The 19,709-nt window shown below is 60.4% G+C and carries 16 protein-coding genes; 2 read left to right on the top strand and 14 right to left on the bottom strand.

Annotated elements, in window-relative coordinates; genetic code table 11:
• The first annotated feature begins 36 nt into the window (after positions 1-36).
• The gene (locus BLU71_RS21870) at positions 37-666 is read left to right on the top strand and encodes a LysE family translocator (protein ID WP_042608024.1); all 630 of its coding nucleotides are present in this window, start codon (positions 37-39) and stop codon (positions 664-666) included.
• On the opposite strand, the gene BLU71_RS21875 is transcribed toward BLU71_RS21870, so the two are convergent.
• The 6 genes from BLU71_RS21875 to BLU71_RS21900 all read right to left on the bottom strand — a co-directional run bounded on the left by BLU71_RS21875 (position 663) and on the right by BLU71_RS21900 (position 8,949).
• Positions 663-2,798, bottom strand: coding sequence for a hypothetical protein (locus BLU71_RS21875; protein ID WP_083353876.1), 2,136 nt, complete (start codon positions 2,796-2,798; stop codon positions 663-665). The two genes, BLU71_RS21870 and BLU71_RS21875, sit on opposite strands and share 4 nt — an antisense overlap.
• Positions 2,785-3,969, bottom strand: coding sequence for a DUF3142 domain-containing protein (locus BLU71_RS21880; protein WP_083353877.1), 1,185 nt, complete (start codon positions 3,967-3,969; stop codon positions 2,785-2,787). The genes BLU71_RS21875 and BLU71_RS21880 overlap by 14 nt, the downstream gene beginning before the upstream one ends.
• A gap of 135 nt (positions 3,970-4,104) precedes the next feature.
• Entirely contained in the window at positions 4,105-4,932 is an 828-nt protein-coding gene (locus BLU71_RS21885) for a class I SAM-dependent methyltransferase (RefSeq protein ID WP_042608021.1), read from the bottom strand.
• Positions 4,926-6,080 (bottom strand): acyltransferase family protein, encoded by a 1,155-nt coding sequence (locus BLU71_RS21890; RefSeq protein WP_083353878.1) that lies wholly within the window; start codon positions 6,078-6,080, stop codon positions 4,926-4,928. The genes BLU71_RS21885 and BLU71_RS21890 overlap by 7 nt, the downstream gene beginning before the upstream one ends.
• Positions 6,077-7,378: a glycosyltransferase gene (locus BLU71_RS21895; RefSeq protein WP_083353879.1), complete on the bottom strand. Its 1,302-nt coding sequence runs from the start codon at positions 7,376-7,378 to the stop codon at positions 6,077-6,079. The genes BLU71_RS21890 and BLU71_RS21895 overlap by 4 nt, the downstream gene beginning before the upstream one ends.
• Positions 7,372-8,949: a glycosyltransferase gene (locus tag BLU71_RS21900; protein WP_231982431.1), complete on the bottom strand. Its 1,578-nt coding sequence runs from the start codon at positions 8,947-8,949 to the stop codon at positions 7,372-7,374. Before BLU71_RS21900 ends, BLU71_RS21895 begins: the two co-directional genes overlap by 7 nt.
• 525 nt (positions 8,950-9,474) lie before the next feature.
• Between BLU71_RS21900 and BLU71_RS21905 the strand changes: the two genes are divergently transcribed.
• Positions 9,475-10,911 carry a glycosyltransferase family 4 protein gene (locus BLU71_RS21905; protein ID WP_083353881.1) on the top strand — a complete coding sequence of 479 codons (1,437 nt, stop codon included), beginning with the start codon at positions 9,475-9,477 and terminating at the stop codon, positions 10,909-10,911.
• Here the strand turns inward: BLU71_RS21905 and BLU71_RS21910 are convergent.
• The 8 genes from BLU71_RS21910 to atpG all read right to left on the bottom strand — a co-directional run bounded on the left by BLU71_RS21910 (position 10,894) and on the right by atpG (position 19,668).
• Positions 10,894-11,520 carry a glutathione S-transferase family protein gene (locus BLU71_RS21910; RefSeq protein ID WP_083353882.1) on the bottom strand — a complete coding sequence of 209 codons (627 nt, stop codon included), beginning with the start codon at positions 11,518-11,520 and terminating at the stop codon, positions 10,894-10,896. The genes BLU71_RS21905 and BLU71_RS21910 overlap by 18 nt on opposite strands.
• Before the next feature lie 103 nt (positions 11,521-11,623).
• Complete coding sequence (locus tag BLU71_RS21915) at positions 11,624-12,550, bottom strand: LysR family transcriptional regulator (RefSeq protein WP_042608016.1); 927 nt, start codon at positions 12,548-12,550, stop codon at positions 11,624-11,626.
• Positions 12,551-12,625: 75 nt separating this feature from the next.
• A complete protein-coding gene (gene glmS, locus BLU71_RS21920; RefSeq protein ID WP_064365195.1) occupies positions 12,626-14,458 on the bottom strand; it encodes a glutamine--fructose-6-phosphate transaminase (isomerizing) in 1,833 nt (610 codons plus the stop codon).
• 2 nt (positions 14,459-14,460) lie between these two features.
• Entirely contained in the window at positions 14,461-15,237 is a 777-nt protein-coding gene (locus BLU71_RS21925) for a DeoR/GlpR family DNA-binding transcription regulator (protein ID WP_083353883.1), read from the bottom strand.
• A 205-nt stretch (positions 15,238-15,442) separates the two neighbouring features.
• The gene (gene glmU / locus BLU71_RS21930) at positions 15,443-16,810 is read right to left on the bottom strand and encodes a bifunctional UDP-N-acetylglucosamine diphosphorylase/glucosamine-1-phosphate N-acetyltransferase GlmU (RefSeq protein ID WP_064365197.1); all 1,368 of its coding nucleotides are present in this window, start codon (positions 16,808-16,810) and stop codon (positions 15,443-15,445) included.
• 119 nt (positions 16,811-16,929) lie between these two features.
• Positions 16,930-17,355 (bottom strand): F0F1 ATP synthase subunit epsilon, encoded by a 426-nt coding sequence (locus BLU71_RS21935; RefSeq protein WP_016772407.1) that lies wholly within the window; start codon positions 17,353-17,355, stop codon positions 16,930-16,932.
• A gap of 45 nt (positions 17,356-17,400) precedes the next feature.
• Positions 17,401-18,780 carry a F0F1 ATP synthase subunit beta gene (gene atpD / locus BLU71_RS21940; protein ID WP_007911961.1) on the bottom strand — a complete coding sequence of 460 codons (1,380 nt, stop codon included), beginning with the start codon at positions 18,778-18,780 and terminating at the stop codon, positions 17,401-17,403.
• A gap of 27 nt (positions 18,781-18,807) precedes the next feature.
• The gene (atpG, locus tag BLU71_RS21945) at positions 18,808-19,668 is read right to left on the bottom strand and encodes a F0F1 ATP synthase subunit gamma (protein ID WP_065616423.1); all 861 of its coding nucleotides are present in this window, start codon (positions 19,666-19,668) and stop codon (positions 18,808-18,810) included.
• Positions 19,669-19,709: the final 41 nt, after the last annotated feature.

A 19,709-nucleotide genomic window follows, 5' to 3' on the forward strand; every position in this document is an offset into this window, starting at 1 on the left:
ACTGGCGCGACCAAATCGACAATGAGAGGGCGCGACGTGGCAAGTCTCTGGCTGTTTATCCTGACCCTGGCTGTGGTGCTTTTATTGCCGGGGCCGGACATGATCCTGCTCTTGCAAACCGGTGCGCGGCAGGGGCGCGGCGCTGCCTTGGCCACAGCCGTGGGCCTGGCCATCGCACGGGCCTGTCATGTGGCATTGGCGGCGCTGGGGCTGGCAGCGCTGTTCAAAACGGCACCGTGGACGTTTGATGTGGTGCGCATCGCGGGTGCGGCGTACCTGCTGTGGATCGGCATTCAATGTTTTCGCAGCTCGCTGGTGCCGAGCCTGCAATCCCAAGAGCGGGCACCTGCACACGGCCACTGGCGCGAAGCGATCCAGCGCGGCCTGCTGACCAACCTGCTCAACCCCAAGGCCTTGTTGTTCTGCTCGGTGCTGCTGCCGCAATTCATCGTCAGTCACGGCGCGCCGGTGTTGAGCCAGTTCGCCGTACTTGGCCTGGTGCTGGTCAGCGTCGGCCTGCTGTTTGACAGTGTTGTCGCCCTGACCGGCGCGGCACTGGGCCGTTGGCTGCAACACAGTCCAACAGCCCAGCGCGTTCAGCAATGGCTGTTCGGCAGCCTGTTGATCGGCTTCGCCGTACGCCTGAGCTTCCTTCAGCAGGCTTAAGCCTGGCGCACCTTGCGTTGACGACGGGTGATCAACACAAGCGCGGCAAGAGCGACCAGCACCATCGCGCCAATCTGCACCGGCCACTTGTAAGGTCGCAGCGTCGCACGCACCGCGTCGGTGACTTGGGTGACGTAGCGCTTGTCGGCATTTTCGAAGTCCGGGTACGGGCATTGATTGCCGAAGTCTTGCGCCCACGCCACGTAAGGACCTTCTTTGACGTAGCGCTGATAAAGCGCACTCTGGTCTGCAAGGCTGCTGTTCCAGCCGGCAGCGTTGCACAGCACCGCGGCAAATGCCTGGCTGGTGTGCGGCAGGTGATCGGCGGCGCGACTGGCCAATGCCGTGGCGACAAAACGATAGTGATAACGCTGATCCGGTTGCGCGGCGCTGGCCTGCTGGCGCTGCACTTCCGCTGCGGAAATCAGCGGGCCGACATCCAGCTTCGTGCTCTCCAGCGTGTAGCTGCCGCCGAATGTGGCGTAATCAGGCGCCATCTCATAACCGAGGATGTCCATGCCCCACTCCCGGGCTGTCCATGCGGCGTTGTACAACGCACTGGCGCGTTTGCTCGGCCACCATGCCGCCTTGGCCTTGAGCCGTTGCTCGCCATAGAGCCGGGCCTTGTGCTGCAGATCGTCACTGGCAAAGTAACTGACCGCTTCCTCGTAACGTCCCTCACGCAGCAACCGTCGACCGAGCAGGTTGCGCAGATTGGCGGCCACCGACAGCGGCACGTAGTTATCGCGTTCCTGCTGCGTCAATGGCGGCGGCGCCGGCACGTTCTCATCAACATACTGTTTAAGCTCATCGACCGTCAGCACCCGCTCGGCAACGGTGGCGGCATCGAACCAGTAAATGCTGTTGCTGCGGTACAACTGGACAAAGGCTTGCAGGTATTCGCCGCGTTGCAACGCCAGGATCGCGCTTTCGCCCTCGACCCGGCATTTCGGCTGCACGGTTTCAAACGCCCAGTCCGGTGTGCGGCGATAACCCCAGTCTTCGTTCTGCGGGAAAGCCTGGGCGGCTTTGGCGTAGGCTGCCGCGGCGGCAGTCGTGTCGCCATCACGCACCGCCAGTTTTGCCCGCAACCACCAAGCGAGCCCGCCGTCCCCGGCATTTTCCAGGAAGGCCTTGGCAGACGCGTAATCGCCCTGTTGATAACTCATTGCCGCCAATCGATCGGCATTGTCGAGGCTGCCATGTGTGCTGTTCTGCAACAGTCTTACCAGTTTCTTTTCATTCGGCGGCTGTTCACCGAATGACCAGCCCTGACGACTGACCAGCGACGCCGTGACCAGTTGCTGCACCGCTGGCTGCTGCAGCAGCTTCGCCAATTGGGCTTGGGGCAATTCAGCCAGTTCGTTCATCAGTTGCTTGAGCGAGGTGTAACCGACCGCCGAGCCGTGCAGGTTCTGCGCTTCGTACAGTTCGATGGCGCCGCTCCAGTCGCCCGCGCTGCGCAACACCCGCGCTTCTTCACCGAGGCTGGCAACGCCCAGTTCCAGCGGATCGCTGAAGCCATCGATGCTCAGCTGCCGGGCCTGACGAAAGGCAGCGCGCGCCTGTTCCAGCGCTTCGATACGGTCATGCGCCTCGGTGCTCATGGCGAAAGCGATGCGCCCCAGGGAATACGCCGCCCAGGTACTGCGCAACGGACGCTGCTCTGCCGGCAGCGCCAGCACCTTGTTGAAATAATCCGTGGCCGATTGCTGATCGCCGCTGGCAAAGGCCACTGCGCCGGCGACGTACAAACGGATTTCCGCCGGCAGACCGGCGCCCTGCTCGTCAGCCTGACGCGCGTCGTTGAGCCCGCGCAAGCGCTTGACCAAGGCTTGCTGCTCGGCGCTCAGGCCGACCTGTTCAGCCTGTTCCCGTGCCAGCTCCGACGCGTTGTCTTCGGCGTAATCGTTGGGGTTATGGGTCGCGGCGGTGACATTTTTCAGCCCGGCAATGGTTTTGCCGAGGCGACTGATTTCGAAGCTGAAGCTGCCTTCGGGCAAATCGGCCAACGTCTGCGCGCGATTGTCGAGCAGGCGCATCGGGAAGTCCGGGCCGCAGGCCAACGCCGAGCCCAGCGGCAGGCTGAGGCTCAGGCACAGCAGATGGCGGGGCCAGTTACGGGTCAACATGCGAACCTCCTTGATCAATATGTGCACAACGCGCCCAACCGATAGCGCGCTGCCCGCCCGCCGGCAAGCGGCCGTCACGCAGGCGGGTGAAGGTAAGCAGATTGGCACTTTGTTGCAACGAGTAACCGGCGAGCGCATCGGCGCCAGCACAGTCCTGCACCTTCAGCGTGATTTGCGCGGGCCACGGGATGTCGAGATTGCCGCGGTTTTCGAGCTGGATGTCATAGAGTCCCGCCTGCTCTTTGAGCGACAGGCCGAAATGACTGCTGAGCAAATCACCTCGAGCCACGGCGCGTAAAGTCGTCAGGCTCCAGGCGCGACGATCGTTGGCCAGCGGCAGACGAAACCAGATCAGCCCGGCGAGATGCTCGGGCGGGTCGTCGCGCAAGGTCTTGGCCAATTGGCTGAGTTGCAGCGGATCGGCGAGCAGCTCCCGGCGCTGTCCGCCGCGCTCGAGTTGCACTTCGCTTTCCACCACCGGCGCACCACCGTCAGTTGCCAACAGCGCAACGCCATAAGCCGGCAGCGCCAGATAGAACGGTTTGTCGCTGGCACGTGCCCAGGCCTTGGCCCACTTCAAGGCCTGCTGTGGATCAAACAGACCTCGTCGCGGATCGCTCACCGCGTGAACCTGCAGCACGCTGCTGTCGACGCTCTGCAAAAGTGCCGGCAGCCGAGGGCTGTCGAGCCAGGCCGGCAGCGCGGTGATGCTCAGAGGCAGAGATGGCGGCAAGACGGAGCGTAGATGCTTGAGCAAGTCAGCGTATGCGGGCAGCCGCGCATTGCCGGCATCGTGGTCGATCTCGACGCCGCTCAGCGTGAGGCCCCGCGCCTGCCAGTCGGCGATGACTTGCAGAATCTGCGCGGTGACCTGCTCCTGATCCAGCGATCGAAGCTGACCGTCGAGGCGAACCACCGCGATCAAAGGTCGGTCATCCGCTTTCAGTAACGCTGGATCGACCTGCGCCCTGCTCCAACGGGTACCGGGAAAACCCTGCAATGCCAGCACCCGCAACGTCGAGAAGTCACTGCGACTGTCGCTCAATGCCGGCGCGTGCGCGGACGTCCATTGGCGCTGCCAGACATAGAGTTGCTGGTCCAGGGCAGGTGCGACGTGTTGCTCGCAACCCGCAAGCAAGACGCCAAGAAACAGACCCACGATAAACCGCATACCCTGAAAATCCCTGAGACCACAAGCCGCAAGGTTACACAAAAACCCCGTAGGAGCTGACGAGTGAAACGAGGCTGCGATCTTTTGATCGTGCGTTAACAATCAGGATCAAAAGATCGCAGCGTGCCGCAGCTCCTACAGGGATGCCGCAGGCTTGCGCGCAATGATCACCTGACTCTTCGCCACCACCGCATCCAGCGCCTGTTTGATCTGCGCCCCGCGCGGGGAGTCGAGTACCGCTTGCCACGTGTCGGCCCAGTGATTGAGCAGTGGGTGATCAGGGTTGCTGAATTCGACCTTGGCTTCCCAGAACAGCATCATCCACATCGACCAGTAAAAGCCGTATTGGCTATGGCTGATGATTTCCAGCCCGGCGTCGCCGACCATTGCCTTGAACTGCTCTTCACTGATGATGCGTATGTGATTGGGTTTCTGGAAGTACTCGGGCGCGGCGATGTCCTTTTGCAGGTCTTCGGAGCTTGGGTGCGGCACGCTGAGCAGGTACAACGCGCCAGGCTTTCCGACCCGCACCAGCTCAGCGAGAAACTGCGCAGGGTCGTCGACATGTTCGATCACTTCCGTCGAGACCACACGTGTCGCCGTGGCGTCGGCAATCGGCAGCGGATTGCAATCGGTGACGTGGCACTCGACTTCGCGCGCCGGGGTATCGCTCAAGCGCTGACGGGTGGCTTCGACCTTGGCCGCATCGATATCGGCAATGATGATCTTCGCCCCGCGCATGCCGCAGAAATGCACGTTACCGCCATCGCCGCAGCCCACATCGAGCAGCGTGTCGTCGGGGGTCACCGGGAACCCTGTGAACAGTTCGCCGGTTTGCTGATTGAACCAGCCGCTGAGCATCGCATCGTGCAGGCCGAGCATGTACGGGTCGGTCTTCTCGGCAACCGCCACAACAGGCTGCGCCGGCGTGGCGTTCGTGAGTTTCTTCAAAAGGCTCAGCATGAGGTGGCTCCAGGGGATGGAAGGGCGGATCGGGGCGTGCCGAGGCGCTTGACCAGCGCGGCGCCACGGTTGCGCATCGGCATTTCGATCAAGCGGTAATTCAGTTCACTGAACAGCACGATCAGGCCGAATCCCAGCAACAGCGTGACCACCGGATGCCCGGCCGGACTCGGCAGACCGGCGCTCTGCAAACGGAAAATCAGTTCACGCACCAGTTGATAGGCCGGGATATGGATCAGATAAATGCCATAGGAGCGGCTGCCGACCCACGCGAGCAACCGTTGCACCGCACCGGCAGGCACCAGGTAATCGCGGTTGTATGAAGCGATCCACACCAGCACGGCACTGAGCAGCGCGATTGAACCGATGCGATAAGGCGCGAAGGTGAAACGATCGGTGGCCATGAAGCTGAGCAGCAATGCGATGGCGATGAAGGCTGAAATCCCGGCCCACGGCCGCGCCAGCCAGGTTGGCTGCCAGCGCTGATAGCCGGGCCGTGCGCTCCACATCGCCAACAGCACGCCAAGGGCCAGCGCGTCGGTGCGCACCACCATCAGCAACGGGGTGCGCACGGTCAGAATCTGCACCGCGACCAGCGCCAGCAGTGCCCAGACCAGACGCTGGCGAAACAGCAGAATCAGCAGCGGAAACAGCAGATAAAACTGTTCCTCCAGCGCCAGGCTCCAGTAGACAAAACTGCTGCCGTATTCGTATCGGAAGAAGCTGTCGGCAAAACGGAAATTGGCGTATTGCAACACGCCGGCCAGGGTCGCTTGCAAGTTGGCATGCCAGGTACCGAAAGCGCCGGAGCGATTGAGGAACACACAGGCCAGCAGCATCAGCGCGAGCCATAGCCAGGCCGACGGCAACAGGCGATAGGCGCGGCGCAGCCAGAAGTTGCGCGTCTGCTGCCAGCACTCCTGGCGACTGGTACAACCTTGCAACGCCGGAACCAGGCTGCGAGCGATGACAAAGCCGGAGATGGCGAAAAACAGATCGACGCCCCACCACGTTTGCAGACTGCCGTGAATGCTGTCCAGCAAAGGCACCGGGTCCGCGAACAGACTGCCCTGCAGGTGATGGAACAATACCCCCAGCACGGCGACGGCGCGCAGCACTTCTATATCCATGATGCGCTTGCCGTTCATGCTTGGCAGGCTTCCCCCGCAGCGGCACGGTGTTCGAACAACTGTGCAAGAAATGCCCGCAGGCGCTGCTCGGCCACAGCCTGACTGCAAAAAGCCTGCAGGCTGTCGACCGCTTGTGCGGACATCGCGGCATAACGCTGCGGCTGGTTTTTTGCAACGTCGTAACTGGCCCGGTAGGCCTCACATAATGATGCCCAGTTGGTCACGTACCGCAGCGTGCGAAATGCCTTGCGCGGATCGTGCGGCCAGGCGGTCAGTTCGTCGGTGGACTCGATCAGAAACGCGTTCTCAGCGTTCAGGTAATCGATCATTGCCGTGGTTCGAGGCGCTACTGCGGGCTTGCCGCAAGACATGAATTCCATCAGAGGCAGGCACTGGCCTTCCCCGTAGGACGTGTTCACGACATAACGAGTCGCCTGCACGAGTCGCTCGTAGTCCGGATCGGCGAGATAGCCGTGAATCAACACGATACGGCATCGATAGGACTGGTTTTTGTACAAATGATGGAGGATGTCAGCCAGCGCCTCTTCAGCATCGAAGTGCGTCAGTTTCAGCACCAGGGTAGCGTCTTCGACTTCGCGAAAGCTCACACAGAACGCGCTGAGCATGTCCTCCCAGTTCTTGCGGCCATCGCCGGGATTGAACACTGACGTATACACCACGCCCTCAAGGGACAGGGTCTGCTCGGTCACTGGTGCGGCAAAATCAATCCCCTCGCCGCTGCGCAAATGCTCTGGGGCGAAGGCATTCAAGTCGAGCTGACGGCTGTCGGCCACCACCCCTTTGATCGTCAGCCGCAGCGGCTCGGCAGCGCAATGATCCTGTGCTTGCCTGCCGCGTGCGGCGAAGCGGTCCCACACCGGCGCCGGGATAGCGCTGATCGGGTAGTCCGCGGACATGGCTTCGCGGACCGCAGCGACGGTATAACTGGAATGGGTGACAGCCGCGCCGCAGGCGTGCAAAACGCTGCGCCAGTCGTTGCGTGGCTCACCGGCGAACGGCTCGTTGGGGATCGTGCTGAACTCCCAGGCAAACACCGGCACGGTCGGACACGCCAGATCAACGGGCGTACGGTGCGGCGGGGAAAACGACAGGAACACACAGGGCTCGCCCCGAGCCAGGCATTCGCCATAGAGCGCATCGACTTGCGTCTGCGGATCAGCCACTTCGATAACCCGCCCGATTCGTTCGAGAACCGGTCGATATTCCTTGAGGACGAAGTAATAGCTGTATTCGGAACGCCCCAGGTTTTGCGTGATGGTGTGCTGATTGGTTTCAGAATGAATGATGATCAGCATGAGGCGTTATCCAGAACAGGCTCGATATCAGCGGCCGTGGGAGCCAGCGCGAAAAAATCCGCCAGGCGTGTCTGCAATGGCGCGAACGCGCAGTAATCGTGCATCCGCTCGATGGCGGCGGCCGACATCCGCTGATAGTCCTGCGGGTGCGCAGTGGCCATGCGGTAACTGTTTTCGTAGGCGCTTTTCAGCGAACCCCAGTCCGGTCGGTAGCGCAGGGTGCGGTAAATAATCCGCGTGTCCTGGGGCCAGATCGTCAACTCTTCGCTGGACCTGACCACGAATGCCACCGAGTCGTCGATGTAATCCTCCATGGCGGTGTGGGCCGGCGCGATCACCGGTTTGCCGCTGGACATGAACTCCATCAAGGGCAGGCACAGGCCTTCGCAGCGCGAGGCATTGACGTAGAACGTCGCCGCCTTGTAGAGCTCGGCATACTGCGCGTCGTCAAGGTAGCCGTGCATCACCACAACGCGGCAAGCGAACGGGCTGAGCTGCGCGAGCAACGTCATCAATTCGCTGTAATACAAGGCCAGATCGTTCTGGGTGATCTTGACCACCAGGGTCGCGTCCGGCTGCTCGCGAAATGCCCAGCAAAACGCGGTAATCAGTTGATGCCAGTTCTTGCGGCCATCCTTGGGATTGAAGACCGAGACGTACACCACACCGTCGACACGGGTTTCAACGATGCCGTCGGTGGCCGGCAGGTCCAGCGGCGGTGGTTCGCTGAGCGGAATCGGTTGCGCGCCGCAAATGGCGGGCAGACGTTGCTCGAGCCAGGCGTGAAGGTTGTCGGGAACGCGATCACGAACCCCTTCCCAGTACCAGTTCTGCAGGTATTTCACCCGTGGGACCGGCTCTGCCAGGTCACGCCCGAGATCCAGTGCCCATAGCCGCAGATAATGCCGGGCGATGACGAACCGGCGCTTCAGGGTCAGCGGCGGTGGACGCGCGGCTTCTATTTCAGCCGCCAGCGCAGCTTCTTCTTCAGGTGTCAAAGGGACGGGACTCAGCGCATCGGCGGACAAGCCAAGTTCGCGGCTATCGAAAATACAGCCTCTGATCGCCAGGGTTACCCCCGCATTGATCGGTGTCGGGACATGCGCCTGGCGGATATCCGAAAACCTTTCCCATAGCGCTGTCGGTAGCACCAGCACCGGAAAATCCTCACCCATGGCCCGCCGGATCGCCCGGGCAGTGTGGCTCGACAAGGTGATGACCCGGCCCTGGCGCGCGAGCATTTGCGTCCAGTCCTGGCGCGGGTCGTTGTCCCACTGTTCATCGGGAATCGAGTCGAACTCCCACGCCACGACGCAGACCGTCGGGCATTGCAGATCGGCCGGGGTTTTCTGCGGTGGGGCAAACGACAGGAATACGCTGTCTTCGCCTGCGGCGAGCAATCGGCGGTAGAGGGGATCGACTTCTGCCGGGGCGGATACGACATGCACACGACCAAGACTTTCCAGCAACGGACGATAGGCCTTGAGCACGAAGTAATAACTGTATTCGGGACGGCCGAGACTCTGGCTGATGGAGCTGTCGCTGACGTCCGAGTAAAGAATGAAATTCATGGCATCCCACGATAAAGCTGCCATTCCGGCAACTTCATGCTGTGACGGCCAGAGATGGATCGGGCCGGGAATCCCGACACGGCGTCCTTCATCAGACACGTCTTAGTTCTTGTTTTAGTGGTCAGTTTCACTCTGCGTCGCAACCCCCGTGTTCAACTTCGGAATATCGCGACGAGGGGCATTCTAAACACATCCATTGAGGGTTCGGGAACCATCGGGCGTGAATAATTCGGTCTACGCTGTCCAGAACTGACCGGTCACGGTTTGCCCTGTTGAAATTGTCGTGTAATTGGCACAGATTGATCGCAGAACAAATACAACAACTGTTTCGCCTGTTGTCCTACCGAGCTTTCGTCTCGGTCTGACAGACCCTCCTACACCAGCTGTAGGAAATAGCGAAACATAAGCCCAAGGGGTCGCGGTTTTGAAAAATTGCCTGGTCGCCACAGGTCTCGCCAGTTTCGCGCAATACCCTCTGCGGACACCCCTGTTGCCCGCCGGATCGGCGAACACGGAGCGCGCGCTATGACTCGACTGTTGGTGGAGTGCACCCACGTTTTCAACCACCCGAAACTCAACTCGGGGATTCAGCGGGTGGTGCGCAATGTCATCAATAAATTGCCGTCCGGTGCTGCTGATGTCGAATGCATGCCGGTGGTTTTCGTCAACGGCCAACTCTACCGGGTCTTGCGCCTGGCCCCTCTGAACACGCCGGTTTTCAACGCCTTCGCGACATTCGCTGACCGCCTGGAACGCCTTGCCCATCGTTTTGGGCAATGGCACCAGCGGCGCGAGGCCCAATGTGAGTCGAAGCTGGCTCGCCGCGCTGTATATGTTGCCTACCGCCTGACCTCGTTCACCGCATTCGGGATCCCGTTGAGGCTGTTCAAACGCCTGAGGCACTTGCAGTTGCTCAAGCGCTGCTCGCCCTTGCAGCATCAGGCCGATGATCAATTGATACTGCTCGACTCCTCGTGGCATTCGGATTTCTTTCCTCATGTCGAGCGACTCAAGCGTGATGGCGTCGGGATCATTGCGGTGATCTATGACCTGATTCCCATGACGCATCCACACTTTTACGAAACCCGACCGGCGCAGGTGTTCGGGGAATGGTTTGACTGGATTTGCCGCACTGCCGACGGCTACATGGCCATTTCCGCCACCGTGCGCGACGAGGTGCGCAATGAGCTGCAGCGACGGCTTGGGCCCCTGCAGGCGGGAAAACGCTGGTTCGACTACTTTCACTTGGGTTCCGAGCTGGACTTGCACAGCTCGACCGCGGCCGTGGAACCGGCGTTGCGCCAGATGTTCGAGGCACCCGGCCCGGTTTTCCTGATGGTCAGCACGATCGAGCCGCGCAAGAACCATGCTTATCTGCTGGATGCTTTCGAGCGTGCCTGGGCAGGTGGTTCCAGCGCCAGGTTGTGTATCGCTGGACATATCGGCTGGAAGTGCGACGAGCTGCTCTCACGGATACGCCACCATCCGGAATTGAACCGGCGCCTGTTCATGTTCAACAACCTCAGCGACACCAGTCTGGAGCATGCTTACGCCCACGCCAGTTCGCTGGTTTTCCCATCATTCGTCGAAGGCTTTGGCCTGCCGCTGGTGGAAGCCATGCAGCGCGGTTTGCCGGCAATGGGCAGTGACATCCCGGTGTTTCGCGAAATCGGCGGCAAGTACATGGCCTATTTCGATCTGCAGGAGCCGCAGAGCCTGACCGAACTGATCACGGCCTTCGAGGCCAGTGGTCAGTTCCCCGCCGGCAAGGATGTACGCGACTGGCGCTGGATTGACTGGCGCCAAGCCAGCCAACAGTTGGTCGAGCGCAGCGCGCGGCATGTCCTGCTAGGAGAGGCGGCGCAACCGGCCGTTACGCTTGAGGGCATCAGTGCACCGGGTGAAGCGTTGCCGACGCCCCCTGAGTATTCACGAATGCGCGCGTCAGGCAGTTTTCAGTAGCCCGGCCGCGGTAGGCGGCATCGCCACAAAACCGGGCAGGGCCTCGATGCGTGCCAGCCAGGCCCGGACATTGGCGTATTCCTCCAGCGAGACATTGCCCTCCGGCGCATGCGCGATGTAGCTGTAGGCAGACACATCAGCGATGGTTGGCTCATCGCCTGCCAGATAGGCGGTCTTGCCCAACTCCAGCTCCATGACCTTGAGCAGGTTGTGCGCGCGGCCGATGACTTCTTCGGCATTCAGTTGCGCACCGAACACCGTAATCAAGCGTGCCGCCGCCGGGCCAAAGGCAATCGGCCCCGCCGCTGCCGACAGCCAGCGCTGCACATGTGCTGCGCCCACCGGATCGGTGCGCAGCCAGCGACCGTTGCCATACTTCTGCGCCAGATACACCAGAATCGCATTGGAATCGGCCAGCACCACACCGTTGTCATCAATCGCCGGCACCTGGCCGAAACTGTTGATCGCCAGATACTGCGGCTGCTTGTGCTCACCCTTGGCCAGGTCGACGAAGATCAGCTCGGTCGGTAGCTGCAGCAGGGACAGCATCAACTCGACGCGATGGGCGTGGCCGGAACGGGGGAAGTTGTAGAGTTTGATCGGTTGCATGGTCGACTCCGCTGGAAAGTGACGACGCTACGGAATGAGCGCGCCGATGGAGTCATCATCTACGGATCGGCAAAACTAAAGAATCACCAGCCAATGCAATCGATTATTTCAGTGGCTGCAATAACGCCGCCGTGTTCAAGGCCGGATGCTCGCGCAACGCCTTCACGGCGAAGTCGACAAAGCTGCGGATCCGCGCCGGCGCCTTGCGCCCCCCCTGATACACCACATGAATCGGCAACGGCGGCAATTCAAATTCGGCGAGGACGATTTCCAGTTCGCCTGCCGCAACCTTGTCCGCCACTTGATACGACAGCACTCGCGTCAGTCCCAGGCCTTTGCGTGCAGCGGTTATCGCGGACTGATTGGCAGTCACGGTGAGACGCGGTTCGGTGCGCACGCTGAGTGCTTCACCCGCGTCGAGAAACGGCCAATTGCGTTGCTGACCGATCGCCGACGTCGCCACCACCGGCAGTCCGGCCAACGCCTGCGGATGATCCGGTCGGCCATGCCTGGCGAGAAAATCCGGCGAGGCGCAGATCACTCGCCGCACTTCGCCGACGCGGATCGCATGCTGATTGCTGTCCGGCAGTTCGCCGATGCGCACCGCGACATCGATGCCCTCCTCGACCATATTGACGACCCGGTCGAGCAACAGCGCGTTGATCGACACATCCGGATAACGACACAGGTAATCGGCCATCACCGGGGTTACGAACAGATCGCCGAACAGCACCGGCGCAGTGATCGTCAACTGCCCCCGCGGCAACGCATGACTGCCTGCCGCCGAATCCTCGGCCTCCTGGACTTCGGCGAGAATCCGTCGGCAGTCATCGCAGTAACGCTGCCCGGCTTCGGTCAGATGCACCGTGCGCGTGGTGCGCACCAGCAACTGCGTACCGATGTGCTGCTCAAGCGCCGCTACTGCGCGGGTGACACTCGCCGCCGACAGCCCCAGACGCCGCGACGCCGCCGAAAAGCCTTGCTCTTGGGCGACGACAACGAAGATCTGCATTTCCTGAAAGCGGTCCATGGGATTCCTCGGCGGCGGATACGACAATCGCAGCCGAGGCTGCGATTGTGAGAGCGTAGATCAACGGTGGATAACTTATTCCACAGTCACCGATTTCGCCAGGTTACGCGGCTGGTCGACGTCAGTGCCCTTGAGCACAGCCACGTAGTACGACAGCAGTTGCAGCGGGATCGTGTAGAGGATCGGCGAGAGGATGTCGTGGATGTGCGGCATTTGTACCACGTGAGTGCCTTCGCCGTCGGTCATGCCAGCTTTTACGTCGGCGAACACGATCAGCTCGCCGCCGCGGGCGCGGACTTCCTGCAGGTTGGATTTGAGCTTTTCCAGCAGTTCGTTGTTTGGCGCCACGGTGACCACCGGCATGTCGTTATCCACCAGCGCCAGCGGGCCGTGTTTCAATTCTCCGGCCGGGTAGGCTTCGGCGTGGATGTAGGAGATTTCCTTGAGCTTCAAGGCACCCTCCATCGCCACCGGGAATTGCGCACCTCGGCCGAGGAACAGGGTGTGGTTTTTCTCGGCGAACAGCTCGGCGATTTTTTCCACGGTGCTGTCCATCGCCAGCGCTTCGCCCAGGCGAGTTGGCAGACGACGCAGCTCTTCGACCAGCGTCGCCTCGACGCCATCAGCCAAAGTCCCGCGGACCTGACCCAGCGACAACGTCAGCAGCAACAGACCGACCAATTGCGTGGTGAAGGCTTTGGTCGAGGCCACGCCGATTTCGCGACCGGCCTGGGTCAGCAAGGTGAGATCGGATTCACGCACCAGCGAGCTGATGCCAACGTTGCAGATCGCCAGGCTGGCGAGGAAACCCAGCTCTTTGGCATTGCGCAAGGCCGCGAGGGTGTCAGCGGTTTCGCCGGATTGCGAGATGGTGACGAACAACGTGTCTGGCTGCACTACGACTTTGCGATAACGGAACTCGCTGGCGACTTCGACCTGGCACGGAATACCCGCCAGCTCTTCGAGCCAGTAACGCGCGACCATGCCGGCGTGATAGCTGGTGCCGCAGGCGACGATCTGCACGTTGCGCACTTTGGCGAACAGTTCGGCGGCTTGAGGACCGAAGGCCTCAACCAGCACTTGATTGTTGCCCAGGCGACCTTCGAGGGTGCGCTGGACCACGGCCGGCTGCTCGTGGATTTCCTTGAGCATGTAATGGCGGAACTCACCCTTGTCGGCGGCTTCGGCACCATCGGTGTACTGCACGGTCTGGCGCTCGACAGCGTTGCCGTTCACGTCCCAGATCTGCACGCTGTCGCGACGGATTTCAGCGATATCGCCTTCCTCCAGATACATGAAACGGTCAGTGACCTGCCGCAGGGCCAACTGGTCGGAAGCGAGGAAGTTTTCGCCCAGGCCCAGACCGATCACCAGTGGGCTGCCACTGCGCGCGGCGACCAGACGATCCGGCTGCTGCGCATTGATCACCGCCAGCCCGTAAGCGCCATGCAGTTCCTTGACCGTAGCCTTGAGTGCGGCCGCCAGGTCCGGTTGTTCCTTGAGCTTGTGCGTCAACAGGTGGGCGATAACTTCAGTGTCGGTGTCCGAGCTGAACGCATAACCCAGTGCTTTGAGTTGTTCGCGCAGGGCTTCGTGGTTCTCGATGATGCCGTTGTGCACCACCGCAATGTCCCCGGAAAAATGTGGATGGGCATTACGTTCACACGGCGCGCCATGGGTGGCCCAACGGGTGTGGGCAATACCGAGACGGCCGGCCAGCGGGTGTTCGGCCAGCGCCGTTTCCAGTTCACTGACCTTGCCCGGACGGCGCATGCGTTCCAGGGTTTCATCGTTGGTATAAACCGCCACACCGGCGCTGTCATAGCCGCGGTATTCGAGGCGCTTCAGGCCTTCGAGGAGGATGGCGGTGATATTACGTTCAGCTACAGCGCCGACAATGCCACACATGGTTATTTCTCCTGACTGACAGCCGCACAGATCAAGGTGATCCCGCGGGCCTGAAGCTGATCGCGCGCCTCTTGAGGCAGGCGATCATCGGTGATGAGGGTATGGATGCTGCTCCACGGCAGCTCCAGATTGGGAATCTTGCGGCCGATCTTGTCCGCCTCGACCATCACGATGACTTCGCGTGCAACGTCAGCCATCACTCGGCTGAGACCGAGCAATTCATTGAAGGTCGTGGTGCCGCGAACCAGATCGATGCCGTCGGCGCCGATGAACAGTTGATCAAAGTCGTAAGAGCGTAGTACCTGCTCGGCGACCTGACCCTGGAAGGATTCCGAATGCGGATCCCAGGTGCCGCCGGTCATCAGCAGCACTGGCTCGTGTTCGAGTTCACTCAGGGCGTTGGCGACGTGCAGGGAGTTGGTCATCACCACCAGCCCCGGTTGCTGGCCCAGTTCGGGAATCATTGCGGCGGTGGTGCTGCCGCTGTCGATGATGATGCGTGCGTGTTCGCGAATGCGTTGGACCGCTGCGCGGGCAATCGCCTGCTTGTAACTGGAGATAGTCTGCGCAGTTTCCGCGACAAGTTCCTGCGGCATGCTGATCGCTCCGCCATAACGACGCAGCAACAGGCCGTGGGTTTCCAGCGCGGCGAGATCCTTGCGAATCGTAACTTCGGAAGTTTCGAAGCGCTTGGCCAGTTCATCCACACTGACTTCGCCCTGCTCGTTGAGCAGGGCGAGAATGTTGTGGCGACGCTGGGGTGTGTTGCGCTTGGACATGGCGGCTTAAGTTTCGATTCGAAAGATAACGTGAAGCAATGAAACTCTATCGAAAGGTTGCCGTCAAGACGCGAGGAGAAAAATTCAGAAAGATAGAAGCTGCTGTGGGAGCGAGCCTGCTCGCGAAAGGGGGATCAGCCACTGAATAAGTGGCTTATCAGCCGCATTCGCGAGCAGGCTCGCTCCCACAGAGATTGTGGATAACTCAGGATTTTTTGATTTTTTCCGGACGCTTCCAGCCGTCGATATTCTTTTGACGCGCACGGCCCACCGCCAGTTGGGCGTTATCCACATTTTGCGTGATGGTCGAGCCGGCCGCAGTGGTTGCACCGCTGGAGATATCCACAGGCGCAACCAGCGAGTTGTTCGAACCGATGAATACATCAGCGCCCATTACTGTCTTCCATTTATTGGCGCCATCGTAGTTGCAGGTGATGGTGCCGGCGCCAATGTTGGTGCGCGCGCCGATCTCAGCGTCGCCCAGATAAGTCAGGTGGCCAGCCTTCGCGCCTTCGCCCATGTGCGCATTTTTCAGCTCAACGAAATTACCCACATGGGCGCGAGCTTCGAGCACCGTGCCTGGGCGCAGACGTGCGAATGGACCGGCGTCGCTGCCCTCGCCGAGAATCGCGCCTTCAATATGACTGTTGGCCTTGATCACCACACCCTTGCGCAAGGTGCTGTCCTTGATCACGCAGTTCGGACCGATCACAACGTCGTCTTCGATGACCACGTTGCCTTCAAGGATTACGTTGATATCGATCAGCACATCGCGGCCGACGGTGACTTCACCACGCACGTCGAAACGCGCCGGGTCACGCAAGGTCACGCCTTGAGCCATCAGGCGACGGCCAGCGCGCAACTGATAATGACGCTCGAGTTCGGCCAATTGCTTGCGATCATTGGCGCCCTGCACTTCCATCGGATCATGCGGTTGTTCGGTGGCAACCACCAGACCATCGCTGACCGCCATTTCGATCACGTCGGTCAGGTAATACTCGCCCTGCGCATTGTTGTTCGACAGGCGACTCATCCAGTCAGCCAGGCGATTGGCAGGCACGGCGAGGATTCCGGTGTTGCCTTCAGTGATCGCACGTTGCGCCTCGCTGGCGTCTTTGTGCTCGACGATCGCCGCAACCTTGCCGTCGGCATCGCGCACGATGCGGCCATAACCGGTCGGGTCATCCAGCTCTACGGTGAGCAGGCCCATTTGTCCCGGCACGACGTGCTTGAGCAGACGCTGCAGGGTTTCGACTTCGATCAGTGGCACGTCACCGTAAAGGATCAGCACGGTGTCGGCATCGATGAACGGCACGGCCTGAGCAGTGGCGTGGCCTGTGCCCAGTTGCTTGTCCTGAAGCACGAAATTCAAGTCATCGGCCGCCAGGCGCTCGCGCACCACATCGGCACCGTGACCGATCACCACATGAATGCGCTGGGGATCCAGTTGCCGAGCGCTGTGGATAACGTGACCGAGCATGGAGTTGCCGGCAATCGGGTGCAGCACCTTGGGCAGCGCCGAGCGCATGCGAGTGCCTTGACCGGCCGCGAGGATAACGATTTCAAGAGACATGACTGGCTACCAATCCTGGGTGGTCAGCGACTGCGACCGGTTTTTGGGGAATTCGGAAAAGAAAAAAGGGTAGCCGAGGCTACCCTTTTTTATCAATCGCACAACAAGCGGCTGACGGATTAACCGCCAAACTTCTTGCGGATCTGCTGGACGGTGCGCAGCTGGGCTGCAGCCTCGGCCAGACGAGTGGCAGCGGCGCCGTAATCGAAGTCCGCGCCTTTTTCGTTCAGGGCATTCTCGGCAGCCTTGAGAGCTGCCTGAGCCTGAGCTTCATCCAGGTCGGCGGCACGTTGCACGGTATCGGCAAGTACCTTGACCATGTTCGGCTGAACCTCGAGGAAACCACCGGAGATGTAGAACACCTCGGCTTCCCCGCCTTGCTTGATCAGGCGGATCGGACCCGGCTTGAGATTAGTGATCAGCGGCGCGTGACCCAGAGCGATACCAAGATCACCCAGTGCACCGTGCGCAATCACCATCTCGACCAGGCCGGAAAAGATTTCCCCTTCCGCGCTGACGATATCGCAATGGACTGTCATAGCCATCTGATTGCCTCAACCTAAATTAGCGCCCGTTGCCGGGCGCCGGGATTACAGTTTCTTGGCTTTCTCGATCGCTTCTTCGATGCCGCCAACCATGTAGAACGCTTGTTCTGGCAGGTGGTCGTAGTCACCGTTGAGGATGCCTTTGAAGCCAGCAATGGTGTCTTTCAGGGAAACGTATTTACCCGAAGCACCGGTGAAGACTTCAGCCACGAAGAACGGCTGCGACAAGAAGCGCTGGATCTTACGAGCACGGTTAACCAACTGTTTGTCGGCTTCCGACAGCTCGTCCATACCCAGGATCGCGATGATGTCTTTCAGCTCTTTGTAACGCTGCAGAACATACTGGACGCCGCGAGCGGTGTCGTAGTGGTCCTGGCCGATCACGTTCGGGTCCAGCTGGCGCGAAGTCGAATCCAGTGGATCTACCGCCGGGTAGATACCCAGGGAAGCGATGTCACGGGACAGAACGACGGTGGCGTCCAAGTGGGCGAAGGTGGTCGCTGGCGACGGGTCGGTCAAGTCGTCCGCCGGTACGTATACCGCCTGGATCGAGGTGATCGAACCTTCCTTGGTCGAAGTGATACGTTCTTGCAGAACGCCCATCTCTTCAGCCAGGGTCGGCTGGTAACCTACTGCCGAAGGCATACGGCCCAGCAGTGCGGATACTTCAGTACCGGCCAGGGTGTAACGATAGATGTTGTCGACGAACAGCAGAACGTCGTTACCTTCGTCACGGAACTTCTCGGCCATGGTCAGGCCGGTCAGTGCTACGCGCAGACGGTTTCCCGGCGGCTCGTTCATCTGACCGTAAACCAGTGCCACTTTGTCCAGAACGTTGGAGTCCTTCATCTCGTGGTAGAAGTCGTTACCCTCACGAGTACGCTCACCCACACCGGCGAACACGGAATAACCGCTGTGCTCGATGGCGATGTTACGGATCAGTTCCATCATGTTTACGGTTTTGCCTACACCGGCACCACCGAACAGACCGACTTTACCGCCTTTGGCAAACGGGCAGACCAGGTCGATAACCTTGATGCCGGTTTCCAGCAGGTCGTTGCCGCCTGCTTGCTCAGCGAACGAAGGCGCTGGACGGTGAATGCCCCAACGCTCTTCGGTGTCGATCGGGCCTGCTTCGTCGATCGGGTTACCGAGGACGTCCATGATCCGGCCCAGGGTCGCTTTACCGACCGGTACGGAGATGGCTGCGCCAGAGTCGGTAACTTCCAGACCGCGCTTCAAGCCCTCGGTGGAACCCATCGCAATGGTACGAACCACGCCGTCGCCCAGCTGTTGCTGAACTTCCAGAGTGGTTTCAGCCGCGCTCACTACTTTCAGCGCGTTGTAGATGCTCGGTACGCTGTCGCGTGGAAATTCCACGTCGATAACGGCGCCGATGATTTGAACGATACGTCCGCTACTCATAGCTGGATCCTCTGAATATTTGAACCGTTAAACCGCGGCAGCGCCGCCGACGATTTCCGAGATCTCTTGGGTGATCGCAGCCTGACGCGCCTTGTTGTAGATCAGCTGCAAATCGCTGATCAAATCACCGGCGTTGTCGGTAGCGTTCTTCATCGCGATCATCCGCGCAGCCTGTTCAGCCGCGTTGTTCTCGACCACCGCCTGGTAGACCTGCGACTCGACGTAACGGACCATCAAGCCGTCAAGCAGCTCTTTGGCGTCCGGTTCGTAGAGATAGTCCCAGTGGTGCTTGAGATCCTGATCCGGGGTCGCCACCAGTGGAATCAACTGCTCCACGGTAGGCTGTTGCGTCATGGTGTTGATGAACTTGTTGGACACCACGGACAGGCGGTCGATACGGCCGTCCAGGTAGGCATCCAGCATCACCTTGACGCTGCCGATCAGATCATTGATCGACGGCTCTTCACCCAGGTGGCTGATAGCTGCAACGACGTTACCGCCGAAGTTGCGGAAAAAGGCCGCACCCTTGCTACCGACTACACACAGATCAATCTCGACGCCGTTTTCGCGGTTTACCGCCATGTCCTTGACCAGGGCCTTGAACAGGTTGGTGTTCAAGCCGCCGCACAGACCACGGTCACTGCTCACGACGACATAACCGACGCGCTTGATTTGGCGGTCGATCATGAACGGGTGGCGGTATTCCGGGTTGGCGTTGGCCAGATGCCCAATTACCTGGCGGATACGCTCCGCATAAGGACGGCTAGCAGCCATGCGCATTTGTGCCTTGCGCATTTTGCTGACCGCCACTTTTTCCATGGCGCTGGTAATCTTTTGCGTGCTTTTGATGCTCGCAATCTTACTGCGAATCTCTTTTGCGCCTGCCATGTAACACCTATCAGGTTAGCAAGCGGGAGCCTCGCGGCTCC

The sequence above is a fragment of the Pseudomonas moraviensis genome (assembly GCF_900105805.1).
GTDB lineage: Bacteria > Pseudomonadota > Gammaproteobacteria > Pseudomonadales > Pseudomonadaceae > Aquipseudomonas > Aquipseudomonas moraviensis_A.

Excerpts from the sequence above, each read along its gene's own strand:
- BLU71_RS21875 (WP_083353876.1), bottom strand. The coding sequence starts at position 2,798 with ATGTTGACCCGTAACTGGCCCCGCCATCTGCTGTGCCTGAGCCTCAGC.
- BLU71_RS21880 (WP_083353877.1), bottom strand. The coding sequence starts at position 3,969 with ATGCGGTTTATCGTGGGTCTGTTTCTTGGCGTCTTGCTTGCGGGTTGC.
- BLU71_RS21885 (WP_042608021.1), bottom strand. The coding sequence starts at position 4,932 with ATGCTGAGCCTTTTGAAGAAACTCACGAACGCCACGCCGGCGCAGCCT.
- BLU71_RS21890 (WP_083353878.1), bottom strand. The coding sequence starts at position 6,080 with ATGAACGGCAAGCGCATCATGGATATAGAAGTGCTGCGCGCCGTCGCC.
- BLU71_RS21895 (WP_083353879.1), bottom strand. The coding sequence starts at position 7,378 with ATGCTGATCATCATTCATTCTGAAACCAATCAGCACACCATCACGCAA.
- BLU71_RS21900 (WP_231982431.1), bottom strand. The coding sequence starts at position 8,949 with ATGAATTTCATTCTTTACTCGGACGTCAGCGACAGCTCCATCAGCCAG.
- BLU71_RS21905 (WP_083353881.1), top strand. The coding sequence starts at position 9,475 with ATGACTCGACTGTTGGTGGAGTGCACCCACGTTTTCAACCACCCGAAA.
- BLU71_RS21910 (WP_083353882.1), bottom strand. The coding sequence starts at position 11,520 with ATGCAACCGATCAAACTCTACAACTTCCCCCGTTCCGGCCACGCCCAT.
- BLU71_RS21915 (WP_042608016.1), bottom strand. The coding sequence starts at position 12,550 with ATGGACCGCTTTCAGGAAATGCAGATCTTCGTTGTCGTCGCCCAAGAG.
- glmS (WP_064365195.1), bottom strand. The coding sequence starts at position 14,458 with ATGTGTGGCATTGTCGGCGCTGTAGCTGAACGTAATATCACCGCCATC.
- BLU71_RS21925 (WP_083353883.1), bottom strand. The coding sequence starts at position 15,237 with ATGTCCAAGCGCAACACACCCCAGCGTCGCCACAACATTCTCGCCCTG.
- glmU (WP_064365197.1), bottom strand. The coding sequence starts at position 16,810 with ATGTCTCTTGAAATCGTTATCCTCGCGGCCGGTCAAGGCACTCGCATG.
- BLU71_RS21935 (WP_016772407.1), bottom strand. The coding sequence starts at position 17,355 with ATGGCTATGACAGTCCATTGCGATATCGTCAGCGCGGAAGGGGAAATC.
- atpD (WP_007911961.1), bottom strand. The coding sequence starts at position 18,780 with ATGAGTAGCGGACGTATCGTTCAAATCATCGGCGCCGTTATCGACGTG.
- atpG (WP_065616423.1), bottom strand. The coding sequence starts at position 19,668 with ATGGCAGGCGCAAAAGAGATTCGCAGTAAGATTGCGAGCATCAAAAGC.